This window comes from Enterobacter sp. 186315 (assembly GCF_053290175.1).
The window spans coordinates 200,307-222,728 of the sequence record NZ_JBPTTK010000006.1; the positions used below are offsets into that span (position 1 = coordinate 200,307).

The following is a 22,422-nucleotide window of genomic DNA, read 5'->3' on the forward strand; positions in this document are numbered from 1 at the left end:
AGCTTTATCGATTACCCATACGGAGGAACTATGGATCACCGTTTACTCGAAATTATTGCCTGCCCGGTGTGCAACGGCAAACTGTATTACAGCCAGGATAAACAAGAGCTGATTTGCAAACTCGACAACCTGGCATTCCCGCTGCGTGACGGCATTCCGGTACTGCTGGAAAACGAAGCCCGCTCGCTGGTGGCAGAAGAGAGCAAGCCATGAGTTTTGTTGTCATTATTCCTGCGCGCTATGCGTCAACGCGCCTGCCGGGTAAACCGCTGGTGGATATCAACGGCAAGCCGATGATTGTCCATGTGCTCGAGCGCGCCCGCGAGTCCGGTGCCGATCGCGTGATTGTCGCGACCGATCATCCTGACGTGGCCCGTGCCGTTGAGGCTGCCGGCGGCGAAGTGTGCATGACCCGCGCCGACCATCAGTCGGGTACGGAGCGTCTGGCGGAAGTGGTCGAAAAATGTGGTTTCAGCGACGACACCGTGATCGTGAACGTCCAGGGCGACGAGCCGATGATCCCGGCGGTCATTATCCGCCAGGTTGCGGAAAATCTCGCCCGGCGTCAGGTGGGAATGGCAACGCTTGCCGTGCCCATTCATCACCCGGAAGAGGCGTTTAATCCCAATGCCGTGAAGGTAGTGATGGACGCTGAAGGCTACGCGCTCTATTTCTCCCGAGCGACTATTCCCTGGGATCGCGACCGCTTTGCCGTCTCTAAAGAGGCGATTGGCGATACCTTCCTGCGCCACTTAGGGATTTACGGCTATCGTGCCGGTTTCATCCGCCGCTACGTCACCTGGGCGCCAAGCCCGCTGGAGCATATCGAGATGCTTGAGCAGCTGCGCGTGCTGTGGTACGGCGAGAAGATCCACGTTGCGGTTGCCGAGCAGGTGCCCGGAACGGGCGTTGATACCCCTGAAGATCTCGAACGCGTTCGCGCTGAGTTACGCTAATTTTTTCTGCATCCCCTCGTTCGGGGGGATGCTATCCCGCCTGGTTTATTCTTCTTTTTCCTTTCGATAATTGATCTCATCAGGGTGACAATCCTGACCCGCGCGCTCATTATAAAAGCAGTGGTTTTTATGGGGGTAATCTCAGATGGAACAGCTGCGAGCCGAACTGAGTCACCTGCTCGGCGAGAAATTAAGCCGGGTGGAGTGCGTGAATGAGAAGGCGGATACCGCGCTATGGGCTTTGTATGACAGCAATGGAAACCCGATGCCGCTGATGGCCCGAAGTTTCTCTTCGCCGGGCGTCGCAAGGCAGCTCGCCTGGAAAATTTCCATGTTAGCGAGGGAAGGGACGGTACGGATGCCCACCGTGTACGGCGTGATGACCCACGAAGAGCACCCGGGCCCTGATGTTCTGCTGATTGAACGGCTACGCGGTGTCTCGGTGGAAGCCCCAACCCGCACCCCGGAGCGCTGGGAACAGCTTAAAGATCAGATCGTTGAAGGCCTGCTGGCCTGGCACCGGCAGGATAGCGGCGGCCTGGTTGGCCCCGTCGATAGCACGCAGGACAACCTGTGGCCCCTCTGGTATCGCCAGCGAGTGGAAGTGCTGTGGGGCACCCTCAATCAGTTCAGCAATACTGGATTAACCATGCAGGACAAACGCATTCTGTTCCGCACCCGCGAGTGCCTGCCGACGCTGTTTGAAGGATTCAACGACAACTGCGTGCTGGTTCACGGCAATTTTACCCTGCGCAGTATGCTCAAAGATCCCCGCAGCGATCAGCTGCTGGCGATGGTGGGGCCGGGGATTATGCTCTGGGCCCCGCGCGAGTACGAGCTGTTCAGACTATGCGACAGCGCCTCGGCGGAAGGATTGCTCTGGCACTACCTGCAACGCGCACCCGTCGCGGAAGCCTTCGTCTGGCGGCGCTGGCTCTATCTGCTGTGGGATGAAGTGGCGCAACTGGTGAATACCGGTCGGTTCAATCGCGCCAACTTCGATCTGGCAAGCAAATCACTCCTTCCCTGGCTCGCCTGACGCGCCTTTCAGCCACTGCCAGATCCGCCCGAGGGTTTCATAGCCCACGCGATCGCTGTGCATCAACCATACCGGGGACGGGATCGCCCGTTCCCACGGGTTGAGCGGTGCATTGATAGCCAGCTGGTTAGCGGGCGCGGGCAGCGGATGCAGCCCCTGTTTCTCGAAGAAAATCATCGCTCTTGGCAGATGCGACGCGGAGGTCACCAGCAGGAACGGGGCATCGCCAATGGCCTGTTTCACCGCGGCCGCTTCCTCTTCCGTGTCCTTCGGGCTGTCGAGCGTGATAATCGATGCGCGCGGTACGCCCAGCGATTGCGCTACCCGGGCACCGGCCTCGGCCGTACTCACCGGATTGGTTTTAGCGGCAGCGCCGGTGAAAATCAGCTTCGCGCCAGGATTTGCCAGCCACAGACGGATGCCCTCGTTGAGCCTCGGCAGGCTGTTATTAATCAGATTCGAGCTGGGCGCCCAGTCAGGATCCCAGGTGTATCCCCCGCCCAGCACCACAATGTACTGAACATTCTGATTTCCTCGCCAGGTCGGGTAGCGGTTTTCGATCGGGCGCAGCAGGCTGTCGGCGACCGGTTGCAGGCTTAACAGCAGCAGCATCAGCCAGCCCAGCGTAATCAGCGTTTTGCCACTTTTCTGATAGCGGCTAAACCAGACCAGCACCAGGCCCAGCGCGATCAGCAGGAGCAGCAGCGGAAGGGGAAGCATCATGCCTCCAACGTATTTTTTCAGGGTAAAAAGCATCTTCCTGGTTCCTTTTTTAACCATACAGCAGGCGATAGCCAGTGATATTACACCAGAGAGGTTTATTCTCTGCCCGGGTGTGACAAAATAGCGGTTTTGCTGTTAGCGAGTGGAACTCTCCCAATGCGGGATCGCAATTTTGATGACATCGCGGAAAAGTTTTCGCGCAACATTTATGGCACCTCTAAAGGCCAGCTGCGCCAGACGATCCTCTGGCAGGATCTGGACCAGATTCTGGACGCCTTCGGTGACCGCAGGTTGCGCGTGCTGGATGCGGGCGGAGGCGAAGGCCAGACCGCCATTTTAATGGCTGAACGCGGCCATCATGTCACGCTCTGCGATCTTTCCGGGGAGATGGTCGCCCGCGCGAAACGGGCGGCGCAGGAGAAAGGTGTGAGCGACAACATGCATTTTATACAATGCGCCGCTCAGGATATTGCGCAGCATTTGGAAACGCAGGTTGATCTGATATTGTTTCATGCTGTGCTGGAGTGGGTCGCTGAACCGCAAGAGGTGTTACAAACCCTGTGGTCGGTATTGTGCCCTGGCGGTGCGCTCTCGCTGATGTTCTACAACGCTAACGGTCTGTTGATGCGTAACGTGCTGGTGGGTAACTTCGGTTACGTGCAGCAGGGTATGTACAAAAAGAAACGGCGCACGCTTTCGCCGGATTTCCCGCGCGATCCGCAGCAGGTCTATGGCTGGCTGGAGGCGATCGGATGGAAGATCACCGGCAAAACGGGCGTCAGGGTGTTTCATGATTATCTGCGCGACAAACAAAAGCAGGATGACTGCTTAGACGCATTAACTGAAATAGAAACGCGGTATTGCCGCCAGGAGCCGTATGTGAGCCTTGGCCGTTATATTCACGTCACTGCGTACAAACCCGCAGATGCAAGGATAACCTATGAGTGAATTTTCCCAGACAGTCCCCGAACTGGTTGCCTGGGCCAGGAAAAACGATTTCTCCATTACGCTGCCGGTTGACCGACTCTCTTTCCTGCTGGCGGTTGCCACGTTGAACGGTGAGCGTCTTGATGGGGAAATGAGCGAGGGTGAACTGGTGGACGCGTTCCGCCATGTCAGTGATGCGTTTGAGCAAACCAGCGAAACCATTAACGTGCGTGCCAACAACGCGATCAACGATATGGTGCGTCAACGTCTGCTGAACCGCTTTACCAGCGAGCAGGCGGAAGGAAACGCCATCTATCGCCTGACGCCACTGGGCATCGGCATTACCGACTACTACATCCGCCAGCGCGAATTTTCTACCCTGCGCCTCTCTATGCAGCTGTCCATCGTGGCCGGTGAGCTGAAGCGTGCGGCGGATGCGGCGGATGAAAACGGCGACGAGTTCCACTGGCACCGCAACGTCTACGCGCCGCTTAAATACTCGGTGGCGGAAATCTTCGACAGTATCGACCTGACCCAGCGTCTGATGGACGAACAGCAGCAGCAGGTTAAAGACGATATCGCGCAGCTGCTGAATAAAGACTGGCGCGCGGCGATCTCCAGCTGTGAACTCTTGCTGTCAGAAACCTCCGGTACGCTGCGTGAGTTGCAGGATACGCTGGAAGCGGCAGGCGATAAGCTACAGGCTAATCTGCTGCGTATTCAGGACGCGACGCTCGCGCATGACGATCTGCATTTTGTCGACCGTCTGGTGTTCGACCTGCAAAGCAAGCTCGACCGTATTATCAGCTGGGGCCAGCAGTCTATCGACCTGTGGATCGGCTATGACCGTCACGTGCATAAATTTATCCGTACCGCGATTGATATGGATAAAAACCGCGTCTTCGCCCAGCGTCTGCGTCAGTCGGTACAGACTTACTTCGACGCGCCGTGGGCGTTGACCTACGCGAACGCCGATCGCCTGCTCGATATGCGCGATGAAGAGATGACGCTGCGTGACGAAGAGGTGACGGGGGAGCTGCCGCCGGATCTTGAATTCGAAGAATTTAATGAAATTCGTGAGCAACTTGCGGCGATGATCGAAGAACAGCTCGCAATATATAAAACCAGACAAGTGCCGCTGGATCTTGGACTCGTGGTGCGCGACTATCTGGCGCAATATCCGCGGGCGCGTCATTTCGATATTGCGCGCATCGTTGTCGATCAGGCGGTTCGCCTGGGCGTAGCACAAGCAGATTTCACCGGCCTGCCGCCGAAATGGCAGCCGATTAACGATTACGGAGCCAAGGTACAGGCGCATGTCATTGACAAATATTGAACAAGTGATGCCAGTTAAGCTGGCACAGGCGCTGGCGAATCCGTTGTTTCCGGCGCTGGACAGCCAGCTGCGTGCCGGTCGTCACATTGGCCTTGACGAGCTGGACAATCACGCCTTTTTGATGGACTTCCAGGAATATCTGGAAGAGTTTTACGCACGCTATAACGTTGAGCTGATCCGCGCTCCGGAAGGCTTCTTCTATCTGCGTCCGCGCTCCACCACGCTTATCCCGCGCTCGGTGCTCTCCGAGCTGGATATGATGGTCGGTAAAATCCTGTGTTACCTCTATCTCAGCCCGGAACGTCTGGCCAATGAAGGCATCTTCACCCAGCAGGAGCTTTACGACGAGCTGTTATCTCTGGCCGATGAAGGCAAGCTGCTGAAGCTGGTGAACAACCGCTCGACGGGCTCCGATCTCGATCGCCAGAAATTACAGGAAAAAGTGCGCTCTTCCCTGAACCGTCTGCGTCGTCTGGGCATGGTCTGGTTTATGGGCCATGACAGCAGCAAATTCCGCATCACCGAGTCCGTCTTCCGCTTTGGCGCCGACGTGCGCGCGGGCGACGACGCGCGTGAAGCACAGCTGCGTATGATCCGCGACGGTGAAGCGATGCCGGTCGAAAACCATTTACAGCTCAATGACGAGCATGAAGACAATCAGCCGGATAGCGGGGAGGAAGAGTAATGATTGAACGCGGTAAATTTCGCTCACTAACGCTGATTAACTGGAACGGCTTCTTTGCCCGAACCTTCGATCTGGATGATCTGGTTACGACGCTCTCCGGCGGTAACGGTGCGGGTAAATCCACCACCATGGCGGCCTTTGTCACGGCGCTGATCCCCGATTTAACGCTGCTGCACTTCCGTAACACTACCGAAGCGGGGGCCACAAGCGGCTCTCGTGATAAAGGCCTGCACGGTAAGCTGAAAGCGGGCGTCTGTTATTCCGTTCTGGACGTGATCAACTCCCGCCACCAGCGCGTGGTGGTGGGCGTACGTCTGCAACAGGTCGCGGGCCGCGATCGTAAAGTGGACATCAAACCGTTCGCGATCCAGGGGCTGCCAACCTCTATGCAGCCGACCGCGCTGCTGACCGAAACCCTCAACGAACGCCAGGCGCGCGTCCTGACGTTGCAGGAGCTGAAAGACAAGCTCGAAACCATCGAAGGCGTGCAGTTCAAGCAGTTCAACTCTATTACCGACTACCACTCCCTGATGTTCGATCTGGGCGTGGTGGCGCGTCGTCTGCGCACGGCATCCGACCGTAGTAAATACTACCGTCTGATCGAAGCCTCGCTGTACGGCGGTATCTCCAGCGCCATCACCCGCTCCCTGCGCGACTACCTGCTGCCGGAAAACAGCGGCGTGCGCAAGGCCTTCCAGGATATGGAAGCGGCGCTGCGTGAAAACCGCATGACGCTGGAAGCCATTCGCGTTACCCAGTCTGACCGTGACCTGTTCAAACATCTGATCAGCGAAGCCACCAACTACGTGGCGGCGGACTACATGCGTCACGCCAACGAGCGTCGCATTCATCTCGATCAGGCGCTGGAGTATCGCCGTGAGCTGTTTACCTCACGTAAGCAGCTGGTGGCAGAGCAGTATAAGCATGTCGAAATGGCGCGCGAGCTGGGCGAGCATAACGGGGCAGAAGGGGATCTGGAGGCAGATTATCAGGCTGCCAGCGATCACCTGAACCTGGTGCAAACCGCGCTGCGTCAGCAGGAGAAAATCGAGCGCTATGAAGCCGATCTCGATGAGCTGCAAATTCGCCTCGAAGAGCAAAATGAAGTGGTGGCGGAAGCCGCCGACATGCAGGAAGAGAACGAAGCCCGCGCCGAAGCTGCCGAGCTGGAAGTGGATGAGCTGAAAAGCCAGCTTGCCGATTACCAGCAGGCGCTGGACGTACAGCAGACCCGCGCGATTCAGTACACCCAGGCGCTCCAGGCGCTGCAACGTGCGAAAGAGCTGTGTCACCTGCCTGATTTAACGCCGGAAAGCGCCGACGAATGGCTGGAGACCTTCCAGGCCAAAGAGCAGGAAGCGACCGAAAAACTGCTCTCTCTCGATCAGAAAATGAGCGTCGCGCAAACCGCGCACAGCCAGTTTGAACAGGCTTATCAGCTGGTCGTGGCCATCAATGGCCCGGTTGCCCGTAGTGACGCCTGGGAAACGGCCCGCGAGCTGCTGCGCGACGGCGTTAACCAGCGCCATCTGGCCGAGCAGGTTCAACCGCTGCGCATGCGTCTGAACGAGCTGGAGCAGCGTCTGCGTGAACAGCAGGAGGCCGAGCGTCTGCTGGCTGACTTCTGCAAGCGTCAGGGTAAACAGGTCGATATCGACGACTTAGAAAGCCTGCATCAGGAACTGGAAGCGCGCATTGCCGCTCTTTCTGATTCCGTTTCCAGCGCCAGCGAACAGCGTATGACGCTGCGCCAGGAGCTGGAACAACTCCAGTCCCGCTCGCAAACGCTGCTACAGCGTGCGCCGGTCTGGCTGGCCGCGCAAAGCAGCCTCAGCCAGCTCAGCGAACAGTGCGGAGAAGAGTTTACGTCCAGCCAGGACGTCACCGAATACCTGCAACAGCTGCTGGAGCGCGAGCGCGAGGCGATTGTAGAGCGTGACGAAGTGGGCGCGCGTAAACGCGAAGTCGACGAAGAGATCGAACGTTTAAGCCAGCCGGGCGGTGCGGAAGATGCGCGCCTGAACGCCCTGGCAGAACGTTTTGGCGGCGTGCTGCTGTCCGAGATTTATGACGATGTGGGTCTTGACGATGCGCCGTACTTCTCCGCGCTGTATGGCCCGTCGCGTAACGCCATCGTGGTGCCCGATCTGTCGCAGATTTCCGAGCAGCTAGCAGGGCTGGAAGATTGTCCGGAAGATCTCTATCTGATCGAAGGGGATCCGCAGTCCTTCGATGACAGCGTTTTTAGCGTTGATGAGCTGGAAAAAGCGGTCGTCGTGAAAATCGCCGATCGCCAGTGGCGTTATTCGCGCTTCCCGGAACTTCCGCTGTTCGGTCGTGCGGCGCGTGAAAACCGTATCGAGAGCCTGCACGCCGAGCGTGAAACGCTCTCTGAACGTTTTGCCACGCTGTCGTTTGACGTCCAGAAAACCCAGCGTCTGCACCAGGCCTTCAGCCGCTTTATCGGCAGCCATCTGGCCGTTGCGTTTGACGCGGATCCGGAAGCAGAAATCCGCAAGCTCAACACCCGTCGCGGTGAGCTGGAGCGGGCGATTTCGAACCATGAAAATGATAACCAGCAGAGCCGCGTTCAGTTTGAACAGGCGAAAGAGGGCGTTGCTGCCCTTAACCGCATTCTGCCGCGCCTGAATCTGCTGGCGGACGACACGCTGGCCGACCGCGTGGATGAAATCCAGGAGCGCCTGGATGAAGCGCAGGAAGCCGCGCGTTTCGTTCAGCAGCACGGTAACCAGCTGGCTAAGCTGGAGCCAGTCCTGTCCGTATTGCAGAGCGATCCGGAGCAGTTTGAACAGTTAAAAGAAGATTACGCCTGGTCCCAGCAGGTGCAGCGCGAAGCGCGTCAGCAGGCGTTTGCCCTGACGGAAGTGGTTCAGCGCCGCGCGCACTTCGGCTACTCCGATTCCGCTGAAATGCTGAGCGGCAACAGCGATCTGAACGAAAAGCTGCGCCAGCGCCTTGAGCAGGCGGAAGCAGAACGTACCCGCGCCCGTGAAGCCATGCGTAGCCATGCCGCGCAGCTGAGCCAGTACAGCCAGGTCATGGCCTCGCTGAAAAGTTCGTTCGACACCAAGAAAGAGCTGTTAAACGATCTGCATAAAGAGCTTCAGGACATCGGCGTACGCGCCGACAGCGGTGCAGAAGAGCGCGCGCGCATTCGTCGCGACGAGCTGCACAGCCAGCTCAGCAACAACCGCGCTCGCCGCAATCAGCTGGAAAAAGCGCTGACCTTCTGCGAAGCGGAGATGGACAACCTGACCCGCCGCCTGCGCAAGCTGGAACGCGACTACCACGAGAAGCGCGAGCAGGTCGTTACCGCTAAAGCGGGCTGGTGCGCGGTGATGCGTATGGTGAAAGACAACGGCGTTGAACGCCGTCTGCACCGTCGCGAGCTGGCCTACCTCTCCGGCGATGAGCTGCGTTCAATGTCGGATAAGGCGCTCGGTGCGCTGCGTCTGGCGGTGGCGGATAACGAACACCTGCGCGACGTGCTGCGCATGTCGGAAGATCCGAAACGTCCTGAACGCAAAATTCAATTCTTCGTGGCGGTTTATCAGCACCTGCGTGAACGTATTCGCCAGGACATCATCCGTACCGACGATCCGGTCGAAGCCATCGAACAGATGGAGATCGAACTGGGCCGTCTGACGGAAGAACTGACCTCCCGCGAGCAGAAGCTGGCTATCAGCTCACGCAGCGTGGCAAATATCATTCGCAAGACGATCCAGCGCGAGCAGAACCGTATTCGTCAGCTCAACCAGGGGCTGCAAAGCGTATCGTTCGGCCAGGTCAACAGTGTGCGTCTGAACGTTAACGTCCGTGAAGCGCACTCCACGCTGCTGGACGTGCTCTCTGAGCAGCACGAACAGCATCAGGATCTGTTCAACAGCAACCGTCTGACCTTCTCGGAAGCGCTGGCGAAGCTGTATCAACGTCTGAATCCGCAGATTGATATGGGGCAGCGTACGCCTCAGACTATCGGTGAAGAGCTGCTGGACTACCGAAACTATCTGGAAATGGAAGTGGAGGTTAACCGTGGCTCCGACGGCTGGCTGCGTGCCGAGTCCGGGGCGCTCTCTACCGGTGAAGCGATCGGTACCGGGATGTCGATTCTGGTGATGGTGGTTCAGAGCTGGGAAGATGAAGCGCGTCGTCTGCGCGGGAAAGATATCTCACCTTGCCGACTGCTGTTCCTTGATGAAGCGGCGCGTCTTGATGCCCGCTCTATCGCCACGCTGTTTGAGCTGTGCGACCGTCTTGATATGCAGCTGATTATCGCGGCGCCGGAAAACATCAGTCCGGAAAAAGGGACCACTTACAAGCTGGTGCGTAAGGTATTCCAGAACACCGAGCACGTTCATGTGGTCGGGCTGCGCGGTTTTGCACCGCAGCCGCCGGAGTCCTTACCGGGAACTGCTGACGCATCGTAACGCGTTTTGTTACCAAAAGCGGCGCAGAGGCGCCGCTTTTTTTATTCACTAAACTTGTACTTACGGCTGCGTTATCTTTAAACTTCTTTACATAAGGAGAGGCAACAGCGTTTATGCCTTCCTATACTGAAGAAAAGCCCCAATGTGATGGGCATGTCGTAAGAGAACAGGGGGCAAGGGATGTTGCTAAAAAAAAATCGTGGTCATCAGCTGTCTGCGCTGAGTTTGTGCCTGACGGTGATGTTTGCTCCACTGTTAAGCGCGCAGGCCAATGAGCCTGAAATCGTGCCGGTTGACAGTTCTGCGACCGTAGGAAGTCAACCGACGTCATTATCTGAACCGCTTGAGCAGTCAGCGGCGACGGCAATCATGGCGGGTATTAAACCGCTACCGGAAGGTATTAATCTCGACACGCTGCAACAACAGCTTCTTGCCGGGCTGCCTTCGGGTTACAAACCTGCGTATATCAATCAGTTAACGCTTCTCTACGCTGCGCGCGATATGAAACCCATGTGGGACAATCGCGATGCGGTGCGTGCGTTCCAGCAACAGCTGGCTGAGGTGGCGATTGCTGGCTTCCAGCCGCAGTTCACCACCTGGGTTGAGCTGCTGACTGACCCGTCCGTTACCGGACAGGCGCGCGATGTGGTGCTTTCCGATGCCATGATGGGCTACCTGCAATTTGTGGCGGGGATCCCGGTCAACGGCAACCGCTGGCTTTATAGCGACAAACCTTACAAGCTGGCCACGCCTGCGCTGTCGGTCATTAACCAGTGGCAGCTGTCGCTGGATAAAGGCGACCTGCCGCGCTTTATCGCAAGCCTGGCGCCGGCCCATCCGCAATACGCGACCATGCATCAGTCGCTGCTGACGCTGGTGGCGGATTCCCGCCCGTGGCCGCAGCTGCGCGGTACGGGCTCGTTGCGTCCTGGCCAGTGGAGCAGCGATGTGCCTGCGCTGCGCGAAATTCTTAAACGTTCCGGCGCGATGGAAAGCGGGCCGAAAATTGCCCTGCCGGGGGACGATCCGCAAAGCGTGGTGGTGAGTCCTTCCGCGCCGGTTAAACAGAAGAAACCGCAGGCGAGCGACAAACCCGCGGCGTACGATCGTGAACTGGTGGCGGCGGTTAAGCAGTTCCAGGCCGCTCAGGGTCTGGGGGCCGACGGCGTGATTGGTCAGTCCACGCGCGAGTGGTTAAACGTTTCTCCTGCGCAGCGCGCGGGCGTATTAGCGTTAAACATTCAGCGCTTGCGTTTACTGCCGGGCACGTTATCAACCGGTATTATGGTGAACATCCCGGCCTACTCGCTGGTCTATTACCAGAACGGTAGCGAGGTGCTGGCCTCACGCGTGATCGTCGGGCGTCCCGATCGTAAAACACCGATGATGAGCAGCGCGTTGAATAACGTCGTGGTGAACCCGCCGTGGAACGTCCCGCCGACGCTGGCGCGCAAGGATATCCTGCCGAAGCTATGGAACGATCCGGGGTACCTGGAGCGTCATAACTACACGGTCATGCGCGGCTGGAACAGCAAAGAGCCGATTGATCCTTATATGGTCGACTGGTCAACCATTACTGCCTCCAACCTGCCGTTCCGCTTCCAGCAGGCGCCGGGTGCGCATAACTCGCTGGGGCGTTACAAATTCAACATGCCAAGTTCAGATGCGATCTATCTGCACGATACGCCAAACCACAACCTGTTCCAGAAAGATACGCGCGCGCTTAGCTCCGGCTGCGTTCGCGTAAATAAAGCCTCTGAACTGGCGAATATGCTTTTACAGGATGCGGGCTGGAACGACACGCGAATTTCAGATGCTCTGAAGCAGGGGGATACGCGTTACGTGAATATTCGTCACAATATTCCGGTCAATCTTTATTATCTGACCGCGTTTGTTGGCGACGATGGGCGGACCCATTATCGTACAGATATTTACAATTATGATCTGATCTCGCGATCCAGCGCACAAATTTTGCCAAAAGCGGAACAATTAATCAGGTAAATGAAGCAGTTCTGGGGAAACGATTGTCGTAAGTTATGGTGAAAAGGCGGCTGTAGTGCTCCAGGCCGCATTTTTACTGGGGTTGGGTGCCTTGACGTAGGTTCTATTGCCAGTTAAGGTGCCCTTCGTGCGCTAAGCATATTTACGATTTCATTGACCTGTAGACCTGATTATCATGGACAAATTTGACGCTAATCGCCGCAAACTGCTGGCGTTAGGTGGTGTTGCGCTCGGCGCGGCGGCCATCTTGCCTACGCCAGCATTTGCCACCCTCTCGACACCTCGTCCGCGTATTTTAACGCTCAACAATCTGCATACCGGTGAGTCGCTTAAAGCGGAATTTTTCGATGGCAGAGGCTATATTCAGGATGAATTAGCAAAACTAAACCATTTTTTCCGTGATTTCCGCGCGAATAAAATAAAAGCCATCGATCCTGGATTATTCGATCAGCTTTTCCGCCTCCAGGGCCTGCTCGGAACCAGCAAGCCTGTGCAACTCATCTCCGGTTATCGCTCTCTTGATACCAATAATGAACTGCGCGCCCATAGCCGTGGGGTAGCGAAAAAAAGCTATCACACCAAAGGACAGGCGATGGATTTTCATATTGAAGGCGTTTCGTTAGCCAATATTCGCAAAGCTGCGTTATCTATGCGTGCAGGTGGTGTAGGATATTACCCCAGCAGCAACTTTGTACATATTGATACCGGGCCGGTTCGGCACTGGTAATAACGAAATACAGGAGCAGTATGAACTATCGTATTATTCCGGTTACCGCGTTCGCACAGAACTGTTCGCTTATCTGGTGTGAACAAACCAAACTGGCCGCGCTTGTCGATCCCGGTGGTGACGCCGAGACCATCAAGCAAGAAGTCGCCGCGTCGGGTGTGACGCTGATGCAGATTTTGCTGACCCATGGTCATCTCGATCATGTGGGGGCTGCGGCGGAGCTGGCGCAACATTACGGTGTGCCGGTGATTGGCCCGGAAAAAGAAGATGAGTTCTGGTTGCAAGGGTTACCCGCCCAAAGCCGCATGTTTGGTCTCGATGAGTGTCAACCGCTGACGCCCGATCGCTGGCTGAACGAAGGGGAGAGCGTTAACGTAGGGAATGTGACTTTACAGGTGTTGCATTGTCCTGGGCATACGCCAGGTCATATCGTCTTCTTTGATGATAAATCGCGGCTGCTGATTTCCGGCGATGTGATTTTCAAAGGCGGCGTAGGACGCAGCGATTTCCCGCGCGGCGATCACGGTCAGCTGATCCAGTCGATTAAACAGAAATTGTTGCCGCTGGGTGACGACGTGACGTTTATTCCGGGTCACGGCCCGATGTCGACGCTGGGTTATGAACGTTTGCACAACCCGTTCCTGCAAGATGAAATGCCGGTCTGGTAATTCTCTTTAAATAAAAAAGCCTGCATATCGCAGGCTTTTTTGTTTGTCATGCTTTACAGCACGGCAACGATGGCTTCGCACAGTGGCGCCATGTTGTCCGGGGTCATGCCCGCAACGTTGACGCGGCCAGACGCGACGGCGTAGACGCCAAACTCTTCACGCAGACGCAGAACCTGTTCTTTGGTCAGGCCGCTAAAGGAGAACATGCCGTTCTGCTTGATGATGAAGCTAAAGTCGCGGTTCGCGCCTTTCTCTGCAAGCGTGTTCACGAACAGCTGACGCATGCGCTGAATACGCTGGCGCATATCGTTCAGCTCTTGTTCCCAGATAGCGCGCAGCGCGTCGTTACCCAGGATCGTTGCAACAACGGACGCACCGTGAGCAGGTGGGTTGGAGTAGTTAGCGCGGATCACGGATTTCATCTGGCTGAAGGCGCGGTCAATGGTCTGATCGTCAGCCGCAACCAGCGTACAGGCGCCTACGCGCTCATTGTACAGGCCAAAGTTCTTGGAATAGGAGCTGGCAACAATCAGTTCCTGATGCACGGCGGCGAAGGCGCGCAGGCCTTCTGCATCTTCTTCCAGACCACGGGCAAAGCCCTGATAGGCGAAGTCGAACAGCGGCAGCCAGCCTTTTTCTACCGACATTTTCGCCAGCTGTTCCCACTGCTCAAGCGTCGGATCGATACCCGTTGGGTTATGGCAGCAGCCGTGGAACAGCACCACGTCACCCGCCTGCGCGTTGTTCAGGCTGGAGAGCAGACCGTCGAAGTCGAGAGTGTGATTTGCCGCATCATAGTAGGCATATTCACACACTTCCAGACCCGCAGAGTTAAACACGCCTTTGTGGTTCGGCCAGCTTGGGTTGCTGACCCACACGCGTTTAGCGGAGGTGTTTTTAGCCAGGAAGTCCGCCGCAACGCGCAGCGCACCGGTACCGCCAGGGGTCTGTGCCGTGCGGGCGCGCTTATCGTTAACGATCGCGCTGCCTTTACCGAACAGCAGTTCCTGCGTGCAGCGACCAAATTCAGGGATACCATCAATACCGAGGTAGTTCTTGGTGGTTTCATTTTCCAGCAGATACTGCTCAGCTTTCTTAACGCTGGTCAGTACCGGAGTTTTGCCGGTTTCATCTTTATATACACCAATACCCAGGTTGATTTTGCCAAGGCGGTCGTCGGCACGAAACAGATCGGCCAGGCCCAGAATAGGGTCGGCAGGAGCGGCGGTAATGTTCTCAAACATGACGAAGTTCCATTGTGATTACAGAAGTGAAATCCGCTATCAGGTTAACGGTAGATTTACAAAATGCCAACCGTTTGCGACGAAAAGCGTGCTGCTTTTCAAAAGTCGCCATTATTTTCTGTCGGGCATAAAAAAACAGGGCCGAAGCCCTGTTTCTCAAGCATATAACAAAGTGGTGTACTGATTAGAACTGGTAAACGATACCAACCGCTGCCTGATCGTCAGTCGCCAGACCAGCGGCTTCAGAGTAGGAGTTGTCGTCCAGCAGGTTGAATTTGTACGCAGCGTACACGTTCATGTTCTTGTTGAAGTAGTACCAGGTACCCACTTCGATGTATTTCACCAGGTCAGCATCGCCGCCGCCGAAGGTAGAGCCGTTAGCAGTACGACCTTTCAGGTCCTTACCTTTAGACTGCACGTAGCCCACGGATGGACGCAGACCGAAGTCGAACTGGTACTGAACAACCGCTTCGATGTTCTGAGTTTTGTTTGCGAAGTTGTTGTCAGCTTCACGGGTCATGTTAGTGGTTTCAGCGTACTGAACCGCTGCATAGATGTTGTTCGCATCGTATTTAGCTGCGGTAGACCATGCTTCTGCACGATCGCCGCCTGCGCTTGCCCAGTCAGCAGAGGTGCCAGCGGCAACCTGCTCGTTGGTACGGTCAGCAGTTTCATAACCCGCTGCCAGCGCGAAGCCTTCACCCAGTTCGTACTGAACAGAGGAGCTGAAGCCGTCGCCGTTACCTTTCGCGCCGTTACCGCCACGACCGATGCTGATCAGCTGGCCATCGTCGGTGTAAGTTGGGGAAATCACGTTGCTGCGCTCGTTTTTGCCCTGATATTGCAGAGCAAAGCTCAGGCCATCAACCAGGCCGAAGAAGTTTTTGTTACGGTAGGTCAGCAGGCCGGAAGCACGACCGTTCATGAAGTTGTCAGTTGCAACCCATGAGTCGCCGCCCCACTCAACCAGCATATCGGTGTAAGCCGCTGCGTCGTAGATAGCACCGTAGTTACGACCGTAGTCCAGAGAACCTGCATCGCCGAAGTTCAGACCAGCAAATGCCAGACGGGTCTTAGTACCCTGAGAACCTTCCGCGTTGGACGCATCCATGTTGTATTCCCACTGACCGTAACCAGTGATCTGGTCATTGATCTGGGTTTCACCTTTGAAGCCGATACGGGCATAGGTGGTGTCTTCGTTGCTGGTGTCACCGTTGGTGGTCCAGATGTGCTCACCAACTGCTTTACCGTAGAAGTCCAGCTTGTTAGCGTTTTTGTTGTAGATTTCAGCAGCGTTTGCTGCACCAGCTACCAGCAGAGCAGGGATAACCACTGCCAGAATATTGCGCTTCATCATTATTTATTACCCTCATTGGTTTTTTTATGACACTCGCCACTGCCGTCAATAAATTCTGTCAATAAATATTTCCGGAACTATTGATGAGAGTTTGGTGTCTTTATGTGTCTGACAGGCATCTTTCCATTCATAGAACCGTTTCGCTAGCCTGAAAATGCTACAATTCTCAAGATTGAGTAACAAAAAGAAATAATGTGTAAGAGAATGTGTAAAATCAGGAACTTTGTGAAGCACCTCAAATTTCAGAACGACCTGGCGAAATATCAGCCTGACTCAATCCTATATATATGAATTGCTTATATTTATTTTGGATAAAGGGATTTCATATAAACAGAAGTTAAACGGCTCATTTTTTCTTATGAATAAAAATAGCCTTCCAGAAGGCCATTAATCGTCTGAAAATTGTGCTAAAGCGTAAGAAAGGTATTAAGCGCAATAAGAATGCGGTTTATTTTTTGTTCGTAGATGTTTCTGGGAAACAAAAGGTAACAACCAGGGGTTTTGACGGGGTTGAGCTTTAAAGATGCTTACTTTTCGCTGACGAAAACTGACAGAGCAGAATAAAATAATGGCCAGCAATTGCTGGCCATTTTAAATACCGCGGAATTAGAAGCTTGCGTTACGCGGGGTACGTGGGAATGGGATCACGTCGCGAACGTTCTGAACGCCGGTCACGTAGGCGATCAGACGCTCAAAGCCCAGACCAAAGCCGGAGTGTGGTACGGTGCCGTAACGACGCAAGTCACGATACCAGCTGTAATCTGCCGGGTTCAGACCCATCTCTTCCATACGGGCGTCCAGCACGTCCAGACGCTCTTCACGCTGAGAGCCACCGATGATTTCACCAATGCCCGGTGCCAGAACGTCCATCGCGGCAACGGTTTTACCGTCTTCGTTAAGGCGCATATAGAAGGCCTTAATGTCTTTCGGGTAGTTTTTCACCACAACCGGTGCTTTGAAGTGTTTCTCTGCCAGATAACGTTCATGCTCGGAGGAGAGATCCACGCCCCAGTAAACCGGGTTCTCGAACTTCTCACCGCATTTTTCGAGGATGGCGACCGCATCGGTATAGTCAACCTGCGCGAAGTCGGCGGACACGAAGCGTTCCAGACGGGCAATCGCATCGTTATCCACGCGCTCGGCGAAGAACTTCATGTCGTCAGCGCGTTCTTCAAGTACCGCTTTGAAGACGTATTTCAGCATCGCTTCTGCCAGACCCGCCACATCGTTCAGATCGGCGAAGGCCACTTCCGGCTCCAGCATCCAGAATTCCGCCAGGTGGCGGCTGGTGTTGGAGTTTTCCGCGCGGAAGGTTGGGCCGAAGGTGTAGATTTTAGACAGCGCACAGGCGTAGGTTTCGCCGTTGAGCTGGCCGGAAACCGTCAGGAAGGCCTCTTTACCAAAGAAGTCTTTGTCGTAATCTACTTTGCCTTCCGGCGTGCGCGGCAGGTTTTCCATATCCAGCGTGGAAACGCGGAACATCTCGCCAGCGCCTTCGGTGTCGGACGCGGTGATCAGCGGCGTCGATACCCAGAAGTAACCCTGCTCATCGAAGAAGCGATGCAGCGCCTGCGCCAGGGTGTGACGCACGCGGGCAACTGCACCGATCAGGTTGGTGCGCGGGCGCAGGTGAGCCACTTCACGCAGGTACTCGATGCTGTGGCGTTTTGCCGCCATCGGGTAGGTATCAGGATCTTCAACCCAGCCGGTCACTTCAATCGCTGAAGCCTGAATTTCAAAGCTCTGGCCCTGGCCCGGAGAAGCAACGACCACACCGGTGACGATCACGGAGCAGCCTGTCGTCAGGTGCAGGACGTCATCATTGTAATTGGGCAGAGAATTATTGATGACGGCCTGTACAGGATCAAAGCAGGAACCGTCATAGACGGCGAGGAAGGAGATGCCAGCTTTAGAATCTCGGCGAGTACGCACCCATCCGCGCACGGTGACTTCTTGGTCAACGGCGACGCGGCCCTGGAGTACGTCGGCTACAGGCACAACGCTCATAATAATCTCTCTGTTAATTGACGGAATAATATAACCTTGTCCGCCCTCATAGGGGGGATATCTATGTTACCTGGCATCCGCCATCAGACAAGCAGATTTCGCAGTCAAAAGAGAAGAAATCAGAAATAAATAAGAAGAAGGGAGCCTGAAGGCTCCCAGAAGCGGTTAACTGGCTTTTTTGACCTGAGGCAGATCGAAGGCTTTGCGCAAGGCACGAACAAAGGCTTTGTCGTGGCAGATGGTTTTGCCCGGGCTGTCGGAGAGTTTTGCCACCGGCTTACCGTTACATTCCACCAGCTTTATGACGATGTTCAGAGGTTTTACCTGGGGAAGATCGCAGCTCAGGCGGGTGCCGATACCGAAGCTCAGGTTCACTCGAGACGAGAAATGACGATACAGGTCGACCGCTTTCGGCAAATCGAGATTATCAGAGAAGACCAGCACCTTGCTCATCGGGTCGATACCCAGTTTTTCGTAGTGGGCAATGGCTTTTTCGCCCCATTCAACCGGATCCCCGGAGTCGTGGCGTAGCCCCTGGTAGCGCCCGGCAAACTCAGGGCCAAAGTCGCGCAGGAAGGCGTCCATGGTGATACAGTCGGTCAGGGCGATACCCAGCTGGTCCGGGTATTCATCCAGCCATGCGGCCAACGCGGCGCGCTGGCTGTTGGCGAGGTCAGGGCTGATCTGCTGATGCGCCTGGAACCACTCGTGCGCCTGGGTGCCCATCGGGGTAAGATCGAGGCGGCGCGCCAGGTCGTAATTGCTCGTGCCCACAAACCACGGCTCCTGCTGCAAGCGCATGACGATGGCCTGCTGCACCTCGCGTGAGAAACGACGGCGCGTGCCGAAGTCCATCAGGCGGAAGCGGGACATATCCAGATCGTCGGTCAGCGCGGCGAACTCAATGAGTTTGTTTTCCAGCGTTGCCACGGCCTCCGTCACGCCCACCTCTGGCGAGCGGTAGCGGTGGGCGAGCTCGCTGATCACCGCCAGTAAAGGCACTTCCCACATGATCACTTCACGCCACGGCCCTTCAAGACGGATATTGAGCTTACCGTTATCGTTGGTGACGGTGACCTGCTGCGGGTTATAGCGGAAGTCGCGCAGCCAGTTAAGGTAGTCGGCTTTGAAAAAGGGGAGGCCTGAAAGCCACTGGTATTCGTCTTCCGACAGCGTCAGATGCTGCATAGCATCGACCTGTTCGCGAATAGAGTCTGCGTAGATACCCAGCAAGTCGTCGCCCCGGCAGCGAAACTCCGCCGCAACGTGGACGTCATAATAATGGTGGAAAACGGCTTGCTGCATATGCAGTTTATACGCATCGGTATCCAGCAACGTATGCAGAACAGGGGCAGCGAATTGAGTCATAGGTGCGCAGTAGCATCCTCTCACAGGAGCGTTTAGTACAATAAACAACTCCGGAGTATACCTTGTTTAGTGATTTATTGAACCCCGATCACAACATAAGCCGCATTTATGGTCGAGCGCATTTCGTGCCCCTTGTTATATAAATGTAGCGAAAAAGGGATTTACACCTGAAAAGATGAACATTCTGCATAGCGCGTTTTACACAACAGGAATATATTGAAACGTTACACGACAAACGATGCATAAGGTTTTCTATGACACAACAGCCACAAGCCAAATACCGCCACGACTACCGTGCGCCGGATTACCTGATTAGCGATATCGATCTGACTTTTGACCTGGATGCCACTAAAACCGTTGTGACGGCGGTGAGCCAGGTAACGCGCCAAAGCGCCTCGGCTGTTCCGCTGCGTCTTGACGGTGAAGACCTGACCCTGGTCTCCCTGCATATAAATGAAGAAGCCTGGACGGACTATAAAGAAGAAGGCAACCAGCTGGTCATCGACAACCTGCCGGAACGCTTTACGCTGCGCATCGTAAACGAAATTAGCCCGGCGTCGAACACGGCGCTGGAAGGGCTTTACCAGTCTGGCGTGGCGCTCTGCACCCAGTGTGAAGCCGAAGGCTTCCGCCACATCACCTGGTATCTGGATCGCCCGGACGTGCTGGCGCGCTTCACCACCAAAATCATCGCCGACAAAACGCTCTATCCGTTCCTGCTCTCCAACGGTAACCGCATTGCGGAAGGCGAGCTGGACAACGGCCGTCACTGGGTACAGTGGCAGGATCCGTTCCCGAAACCGTGCTACCTGTTTGCGCTGGTGGCGGGGGACTTCGACGTCCTGCGTGACACCTTCAAAACCCGCTCTGGCCGCGACGTGGCGCTGGAGCTGTTCGTGGACCGTGGCAATCTTGACCGCGCGCCGTGGGCAATGACCTCGCTGATCAACTCAATGAAGTGGGACGAGGAGCGCTTTGGCCTCGAATACGATCTCGACATCTATATGATCGTTGCCGTCGACTTCTTCAACATGGGCGCGATGGAGAACAAAGGGCTAAATATCTTTAACTCCAAATACGTGCTGGCGCGTACCGACACCGCCACCGATAAAGATTATCTCGATATCGAACGCGTCATTGGTCACGAGTACTTCCACAACTGGACCGGCAACCGCGTCACCTGCCGCGACTGGTTCCAGCTGAGCCTGAAAGAGGGGCTCACCGTGTTCCGCGATCAGGAGTTCAGCTCCGATCTGGGTTCACGCGCGGTTAACCGCATCAATAACGTGCGCACCATGCGCGGGTTGCAGTTCGCGGAAGACGCCAGCCCGATGGCGCACCCGATCCGCCCGGACAAGGTGATTGAGATGAACAACTTCTACACCCTGACGGTGTATGAGAAGGGTTCTGAAATCATCCGTATGATCCACACCCTGCTGGGCGAAGAGAATTTCCAGAAAGGGATGCAGCTGTACTTTGAGCGTCACGACGGCAGCGCCGCCACCTGCGACGACTTTGTGCAGGCGATGGAAGATGCTTCTAACGTTGACCTCTCGCACTTCCGCCGCTGGTACAGCCAGGCCGGGACGCCGATTGTGTCCGTTAAAGACGACTACAACCCGGAAACCGAGCAGTACACGCTGACCATCAGCCAGCGCACGCCGCCAACCGCCGAGCAGGAAGAGAAGCACCCGCTGCACATTCCGTTCAGCATTGAACTGTACGACAACGAAGGGAAAGTCATCCCGCTGCAAAAGGGCGGCCATCCGGTTCATTCCGTTCTGAACGTAACCCAGCCGGAGCAGACCTTTATCTTTGATAACGTCTACTTCCAGCCGGTTCCGGCGCTGCTGTGCGAGTTTTCTGCGCCGGTGAAGCTGGAATATAAGTGGAGCGATCAGCAGCTGACCTTCCTGATGCGTCACGCGCGTAACGACTTCTCCCGCTGGGATGCGGCTCAGAGCCTGCTTGCTACCTACATCAAGCTCAACGTGAACCGCCATCAGCAGGGCCAGCCGCTGTCGCTGCCTGTTCACGTCGCGGACGCGTTCCGCGCGGTGCTGCTGGACGAGCATATCGACCCGGCGCTGGCAGCCGAAATCCTGACCTTACCGTCAGCGACGGAAATTGCCGAGCTGTTTGAGATCATCGATCCGATTGCTATTGTGGCGGTGCGTGAAGCGCTGACCCGCACGCTGGCGACCGAGCTCGCGGACGAGTTCCTCGCGATTTACAACGCCAACAAACTGGACGAATATCGCGTTGAACACGCGGATATCGGCAAGCGTTCCCTGCGCAACACCTGCCTGCGCTATCTGGCGTTTGGTGACGTTGAGCTGGCGAACACGCTGGTCAGCAGACAGTATCACGACGCCGACAACATGACCGATGCGCTGGCTGCCCTGGCCGCAAGCGTTGCCGCCGAACTGCCGTGCCGCGATGCGCTGATGCAGGAGTACGACGACAAGTGGCATCAGGATGGTCTGGTGATGGACAAATGGTTCATTCTGCAAGCCACCAGCCCGTCTGAAAATGTGGTCAGCACCGTGCGCGGTCTGCTCAAACACCGTTCGTTCACCATGAGCAACCCGAACCGCGTGCGTTCGCTGATTGGCGCCTTTGCCAGCAGCAACCCGGCCGCGTTCCATGCGGAAGACGGCAGCGGTTATCAGTTTATGGTTGAAATGCTGACCGAGCTGAACAGCCGTAACCCGCAGGTGGCGTCGCGTCTGATTGAGCCGCTGATCCGCCTGAAACGCTACGATGCCGAGCGCCAGGCGAAGATGCGTGCCGCGCTTGAGCAGCTGAAAGGTCTGGAGAATCTGTCCGGGGATCTGTACGAGAAGATTTCTAAGGCTTTGGCGTAATAGGTAAAAGCAAAACGGCAACTTCGGTTGCCGTTTTTAGTGTTTTCTCCCTCTCCCTGTGGGAGAGGG

General features: G+C 55.9%; 16 protein-coding genes. 11 read left to right on the forward strand and 5 right to left on the reverse strand.

All coding sequences use genetic code 11. The features are described from left to right. The first annotated feature begins 30 nt into the window (after positions 1–30). From ycaR to ACSVHP_RS09555, 3 genes are all read left to right on the forward strand, one after another. Positions 31–213: a protein YcaR gene (ycaR, locus tag ACSVHP_RS09545; protein WP_152084094.1), complete on the forward strand. Its 183-nt coding sequence runs from the start codon at positions 31–33 to the stop codon at positions 211–213. Beyond that, entirely contained in the window at positions 210–956 is a 747-nt protein-coding gene (gene kdsB, locus ACSVHP_RS09550; protein WP_234673971.1) for a 3-deoxy-manno-octulosonate cytidylyltransferase, read from the forward strand. Before ycaR ends, kdsB begins: the two co-directional genes overlap by 4 nt. A gap of 145 nt (positions 957–1,101) precedes the next feature. Continuing rightward, positions 1,102–1,995 (forward strand): YcbJ family phosphotransferase, encoded by an 894-nt coding sequence (locus ACSVHP_RS09555; protein WP_447551768.1) that lies wholly within the window; start codon positions 1,102–1,104, stop codon positions 1,993–1,995. Here ACSVHP_RS09555 and elyC read toward each other — a convergent pair. Further along, positions 1,972–2,751, reverse strand: coding sequence for an envelope biogenesis factor ElyC (gene elyC, locus ACSVHP_RS09560; RefSeq protein ID WP_447551769.1), 780 nt, complete (start codon positions 2,749–2,751; stop codon positions 1,972–1,974). The genes ACSVHP_RS09555 and elyC overlap by 24 nt on opposite strands. Before the next feature lie 123 nt (positions 2,752–2,874). On the opposite strand from elyC, the gene cmoM reads away from it, so the two are divergent. The 7 genes from cmoM (at position 2,875) to ACSVHP_RS09595 (ending at position 13,510) form a co-directional block, all read left to right on the forward strand. Next, a complete protein-coding gene (cmoM, locus tag ACSVHP_RS09565) occupies positions 2,875–3,666 on the forward strand; it encodes a tRNA uridine 5-oxyacetic acid(34) methyltransferase CmoM (protein WP_234673968.1) in 792 nt (263 codons plus the stop codon). Further along, on the forward strand, positions 3,659–4,981 hold the full coding sequence (mukF, locus tag ACSVHP_RS09570) for a chromosome partition protein MukF (protein ID WP_234673967.1): 1,323 nt from the start codon (positions 3,659–3,661) through the stop codon (positions 4,979–4,981). Before cmoM ends, mukF begins: the two co-directional genes overlap by 8 nt. After that, on the forward strand, positions 4,962–5,666 hold the full coding sequence (gene mukE, locus ACSVHP_RS09575; protein ID WP_234673966.1) for a chromosome partition protein MukE: 705 nt from the start codon (positions 4,962–4,964) through the stop codon (positions 5,664–5,666). The genes mukF and mukE overlap by 20 nt, the downstream gene beginning before the upstream one ends. Further along, positions 5,666–10,114: a chromosome partition protein MukB gene (mukB, locus tag ACSVHP_RS09580; protein ID WP_447551770.1), complete on the forward strand. Its 4,449-nt coding sequence runs from the start codon at positions 5,666–5,668 to the stop codon at positions 10,112–10,114. Before mukE ends, mukB begins: the two co-directional genes overlap by 1 nt. Positions 10,115–10,294: 180 nt before the next feature. Then, the gene (ldtD, locus tag ACSVHP_RS09585; protein WP_447551771.1) at positions 10,295–12,115 is read left to right on the forward strand and encodes a L,D-transpeptidase; all 1,821 of its coding nucleotides are present in this window, start codon (positions 10,295–10,297) and stop codon (positions 12,113–12,115) included. Positions 12,116–12,290: 175 nt separating this feature from the next. Beyond that, a complete protein-coding gene (locus ACSVHP_RS09590; protein WP_234673963.1) occupies positions 12,291–12,842 on the forward strand; it encodes a DUF882 domain-containing protein in 552 nt (183 codons plus the stop codon). A gap of 20 nt (positions 12,843–12,862) precedes the next feature. Continuing rightward, the gene (locus ACSVHP_RS09595; protein ID WP_417314776.1) at positions 12,863–13,510 is read left to right on the forward strand and encodes an MBL fold metallo-hydrolase; all 648 of its coding nucleotides are present in this window, start codon (positions 12,863–12,865) and stop codon (positions 13,508–13,510) included. A gap of 53 nt (positions 13,511–13,563) precedes the next feature. Here the strand turns inward: ACSVHP_RS09595 and ACSVHP_RS09600 are convergent, their stop codons facing one another. The 4 genes from ACSVHP_RS09600 to pncB all read right to left on the reverse strand — a co-directional run bounded on the left by ACSVHP_RS09600 (position 13,564) and on the right by pncB (position 19,486). After that, complete coding sequence (locus tag ACSVHP_RS09600; protein ID WP_447551772.1) at positions 13,564–14,754, reverse strand: amino acid aminotransferase; 1,191 nt, start codon at positions 14,752–14,754, stop codon at positions 13,564–13,566. Between the two features lie 184 nt (positions 14,755–14,938). Beyond that, entirely contained in the window at positions 14,939–16,111 is a 1,173-nt protein-coding gene (locus tag ACSVHP_RS09605; RefSeq protein ID WP_279642136.1) for a porin, read from the reverse strand. A gap of 606 nt (positions 16,112–16,717) precedes the next feature. After that, positions 16,718–18,118 (reverse strand): asparagine--tRNA ligase, encoded by a 1,401-nt coding sequence (gene asnS / locus ACSVHP_RS09610; RefSeq protein ID WP_218307980.1) that lies wholly within the window; start codon positions 18,116–18,118, stop codon positions 16,718–16,720. A gap of 165 nt (positions 18,119–18,283) precedes the next feature. Further along, positions 18,284–19,486, reverse strand: a complete 1,203-nt coding sequence (gene pncB / locus ACSVHP_RS09615) for a nicotinate phosphoribosyltransferase (protein ID WP_234673960.1) — start codon at positions 19,484–19,486, stop codon at positions 18,284–18,286. A 254-nt stretch (positions 19,487–19,740) separates the two neighbouring features. On the opposite strand from pncB, the gene pepN reads away from it, so the two are divergent. After that, positions 19,741–22,353, forward strand: a complete 2,613-nt coding sequence (gene pepN / locus ACSVHP_RS09620; RefSeq protein ID WP_417314772.1) for an aminopeptidase N — start codon at positions 19,741–19,743, stop codon at positions 22,351–22,353. Positions 22,354–22,422: the final 69 nt, after the last annotated feature.

Excerpts from the sequence above, each read along its gene's own strand:
- ycaR (WP_152084094.1), top strand. The coding sequence starts at position 31 with ATGGATCACCGTTTACTCGAAATTATTGCCTGCCCGGTGTGCAACGGC.
- kdsB (WP_234673971.1), top strand. The coding sequence starts at position 210 with ATGAGTTTTGTTGTCATTATTCCTGCGCGCTATGCGTCAACGCGCCTG.
- ACSVHP_RS09555 (WP_447551768.1), top strand. The coding sequence starts at position 1,102 with ATGGAACAGCTGCGAGCCGAACTGAGTCACCTGCTCGGCGAGAAATTA.
- elyC (WP_447551769.1), bottom strand. The coding sequence starts at position 2,751 with ATGCTTTTTACCCTGAAAAAATACGTTGGAGGCATGATGCTTCCCCTT.
- cmoM (WP_234673968.1), top strand. The coding sequence starts at position 2,875 with ATGCGGGATCGCAATTTTGATGACATCGCGGAAAAGTTTTCGCGCAAC.
- mukF (WP_234673967.1), top strand. The coding sequence starts at position 3,659 with ATGAGTGAATTTTCCCAGACAGTCCCCGAACTGGTTGCCTGGGCCAGG.
- mukE (WP_234673966.1), top strand. The coding sequence starts at position 4,962 with ATGTCATTGACAAATATTGAACAAGTGATGCCAGTTAAGCTGGCACAG.
- mukB (WP_447551770.1), top strand. The coding sequence starts at position 5,666 with ATGATTGAACGCGGTAAATTTCGCTCACTAACGCTGATTAACTGGAAC.
- ldtD (WP_447551771.1), top strand. The coding sequence starts at position 10,295 with ATGTTGCTAAAAAAAAATCGTGGTCATCAGCTGTCTGCGCTGAGTTTG.
- ACSVHP_RS09590 (WP_234673963.1), top strand. The coding sequence starts at position 12,291 with ATGGACAAATTTGACGCTAATCGCCGCAAACTGCTGGCGTTAGGTGGT.
- ACSVHP_RS09595 (WP_417314776.1), top strand. The coding sequence starts at position 12,863 with ATGAACTATCGTATTATTCCGGTTACCGCGTTCGCACAGAACTGTTCG.
- ACSVHP_RS09600 (WP_447551772.1), bottom strand. The coding sequence starts at position 14,754 with ATGTTTGAGAACATTACCGCCGCTCCTGCCGACCCTATTCTGGGCCTG.
- ACSVHP_RS09605 (WP_279642136.1), bottom strand. The coding sequence starts at position 16,111 with ATGATGAAGCGCAATATTCTGGCAGTGGTTATCCCTGCTCTGCTGGTA.
- asnS (WP_218307980.1), bottom strand. The coding sequence starts at position 18,118 with ATGAGCGTTGTGCCTGTAGCCGACGTACTCCAGGGCCGCGTCGCCGTT.
- pncB (WP_234673960.1), bottom strand. The coding sequence starts at position 19,486 with ATGACTCAATTCGCTGCCCCTGTTCTGCATACGTTGCTGGATACCGAT.
- pepN (WP_417314772.1), top strand. The coding sequence starts at position 19,741 with ATGACACAACAGCCACAAGCCAAATACCGCCACGACTACCGTGCGCCG.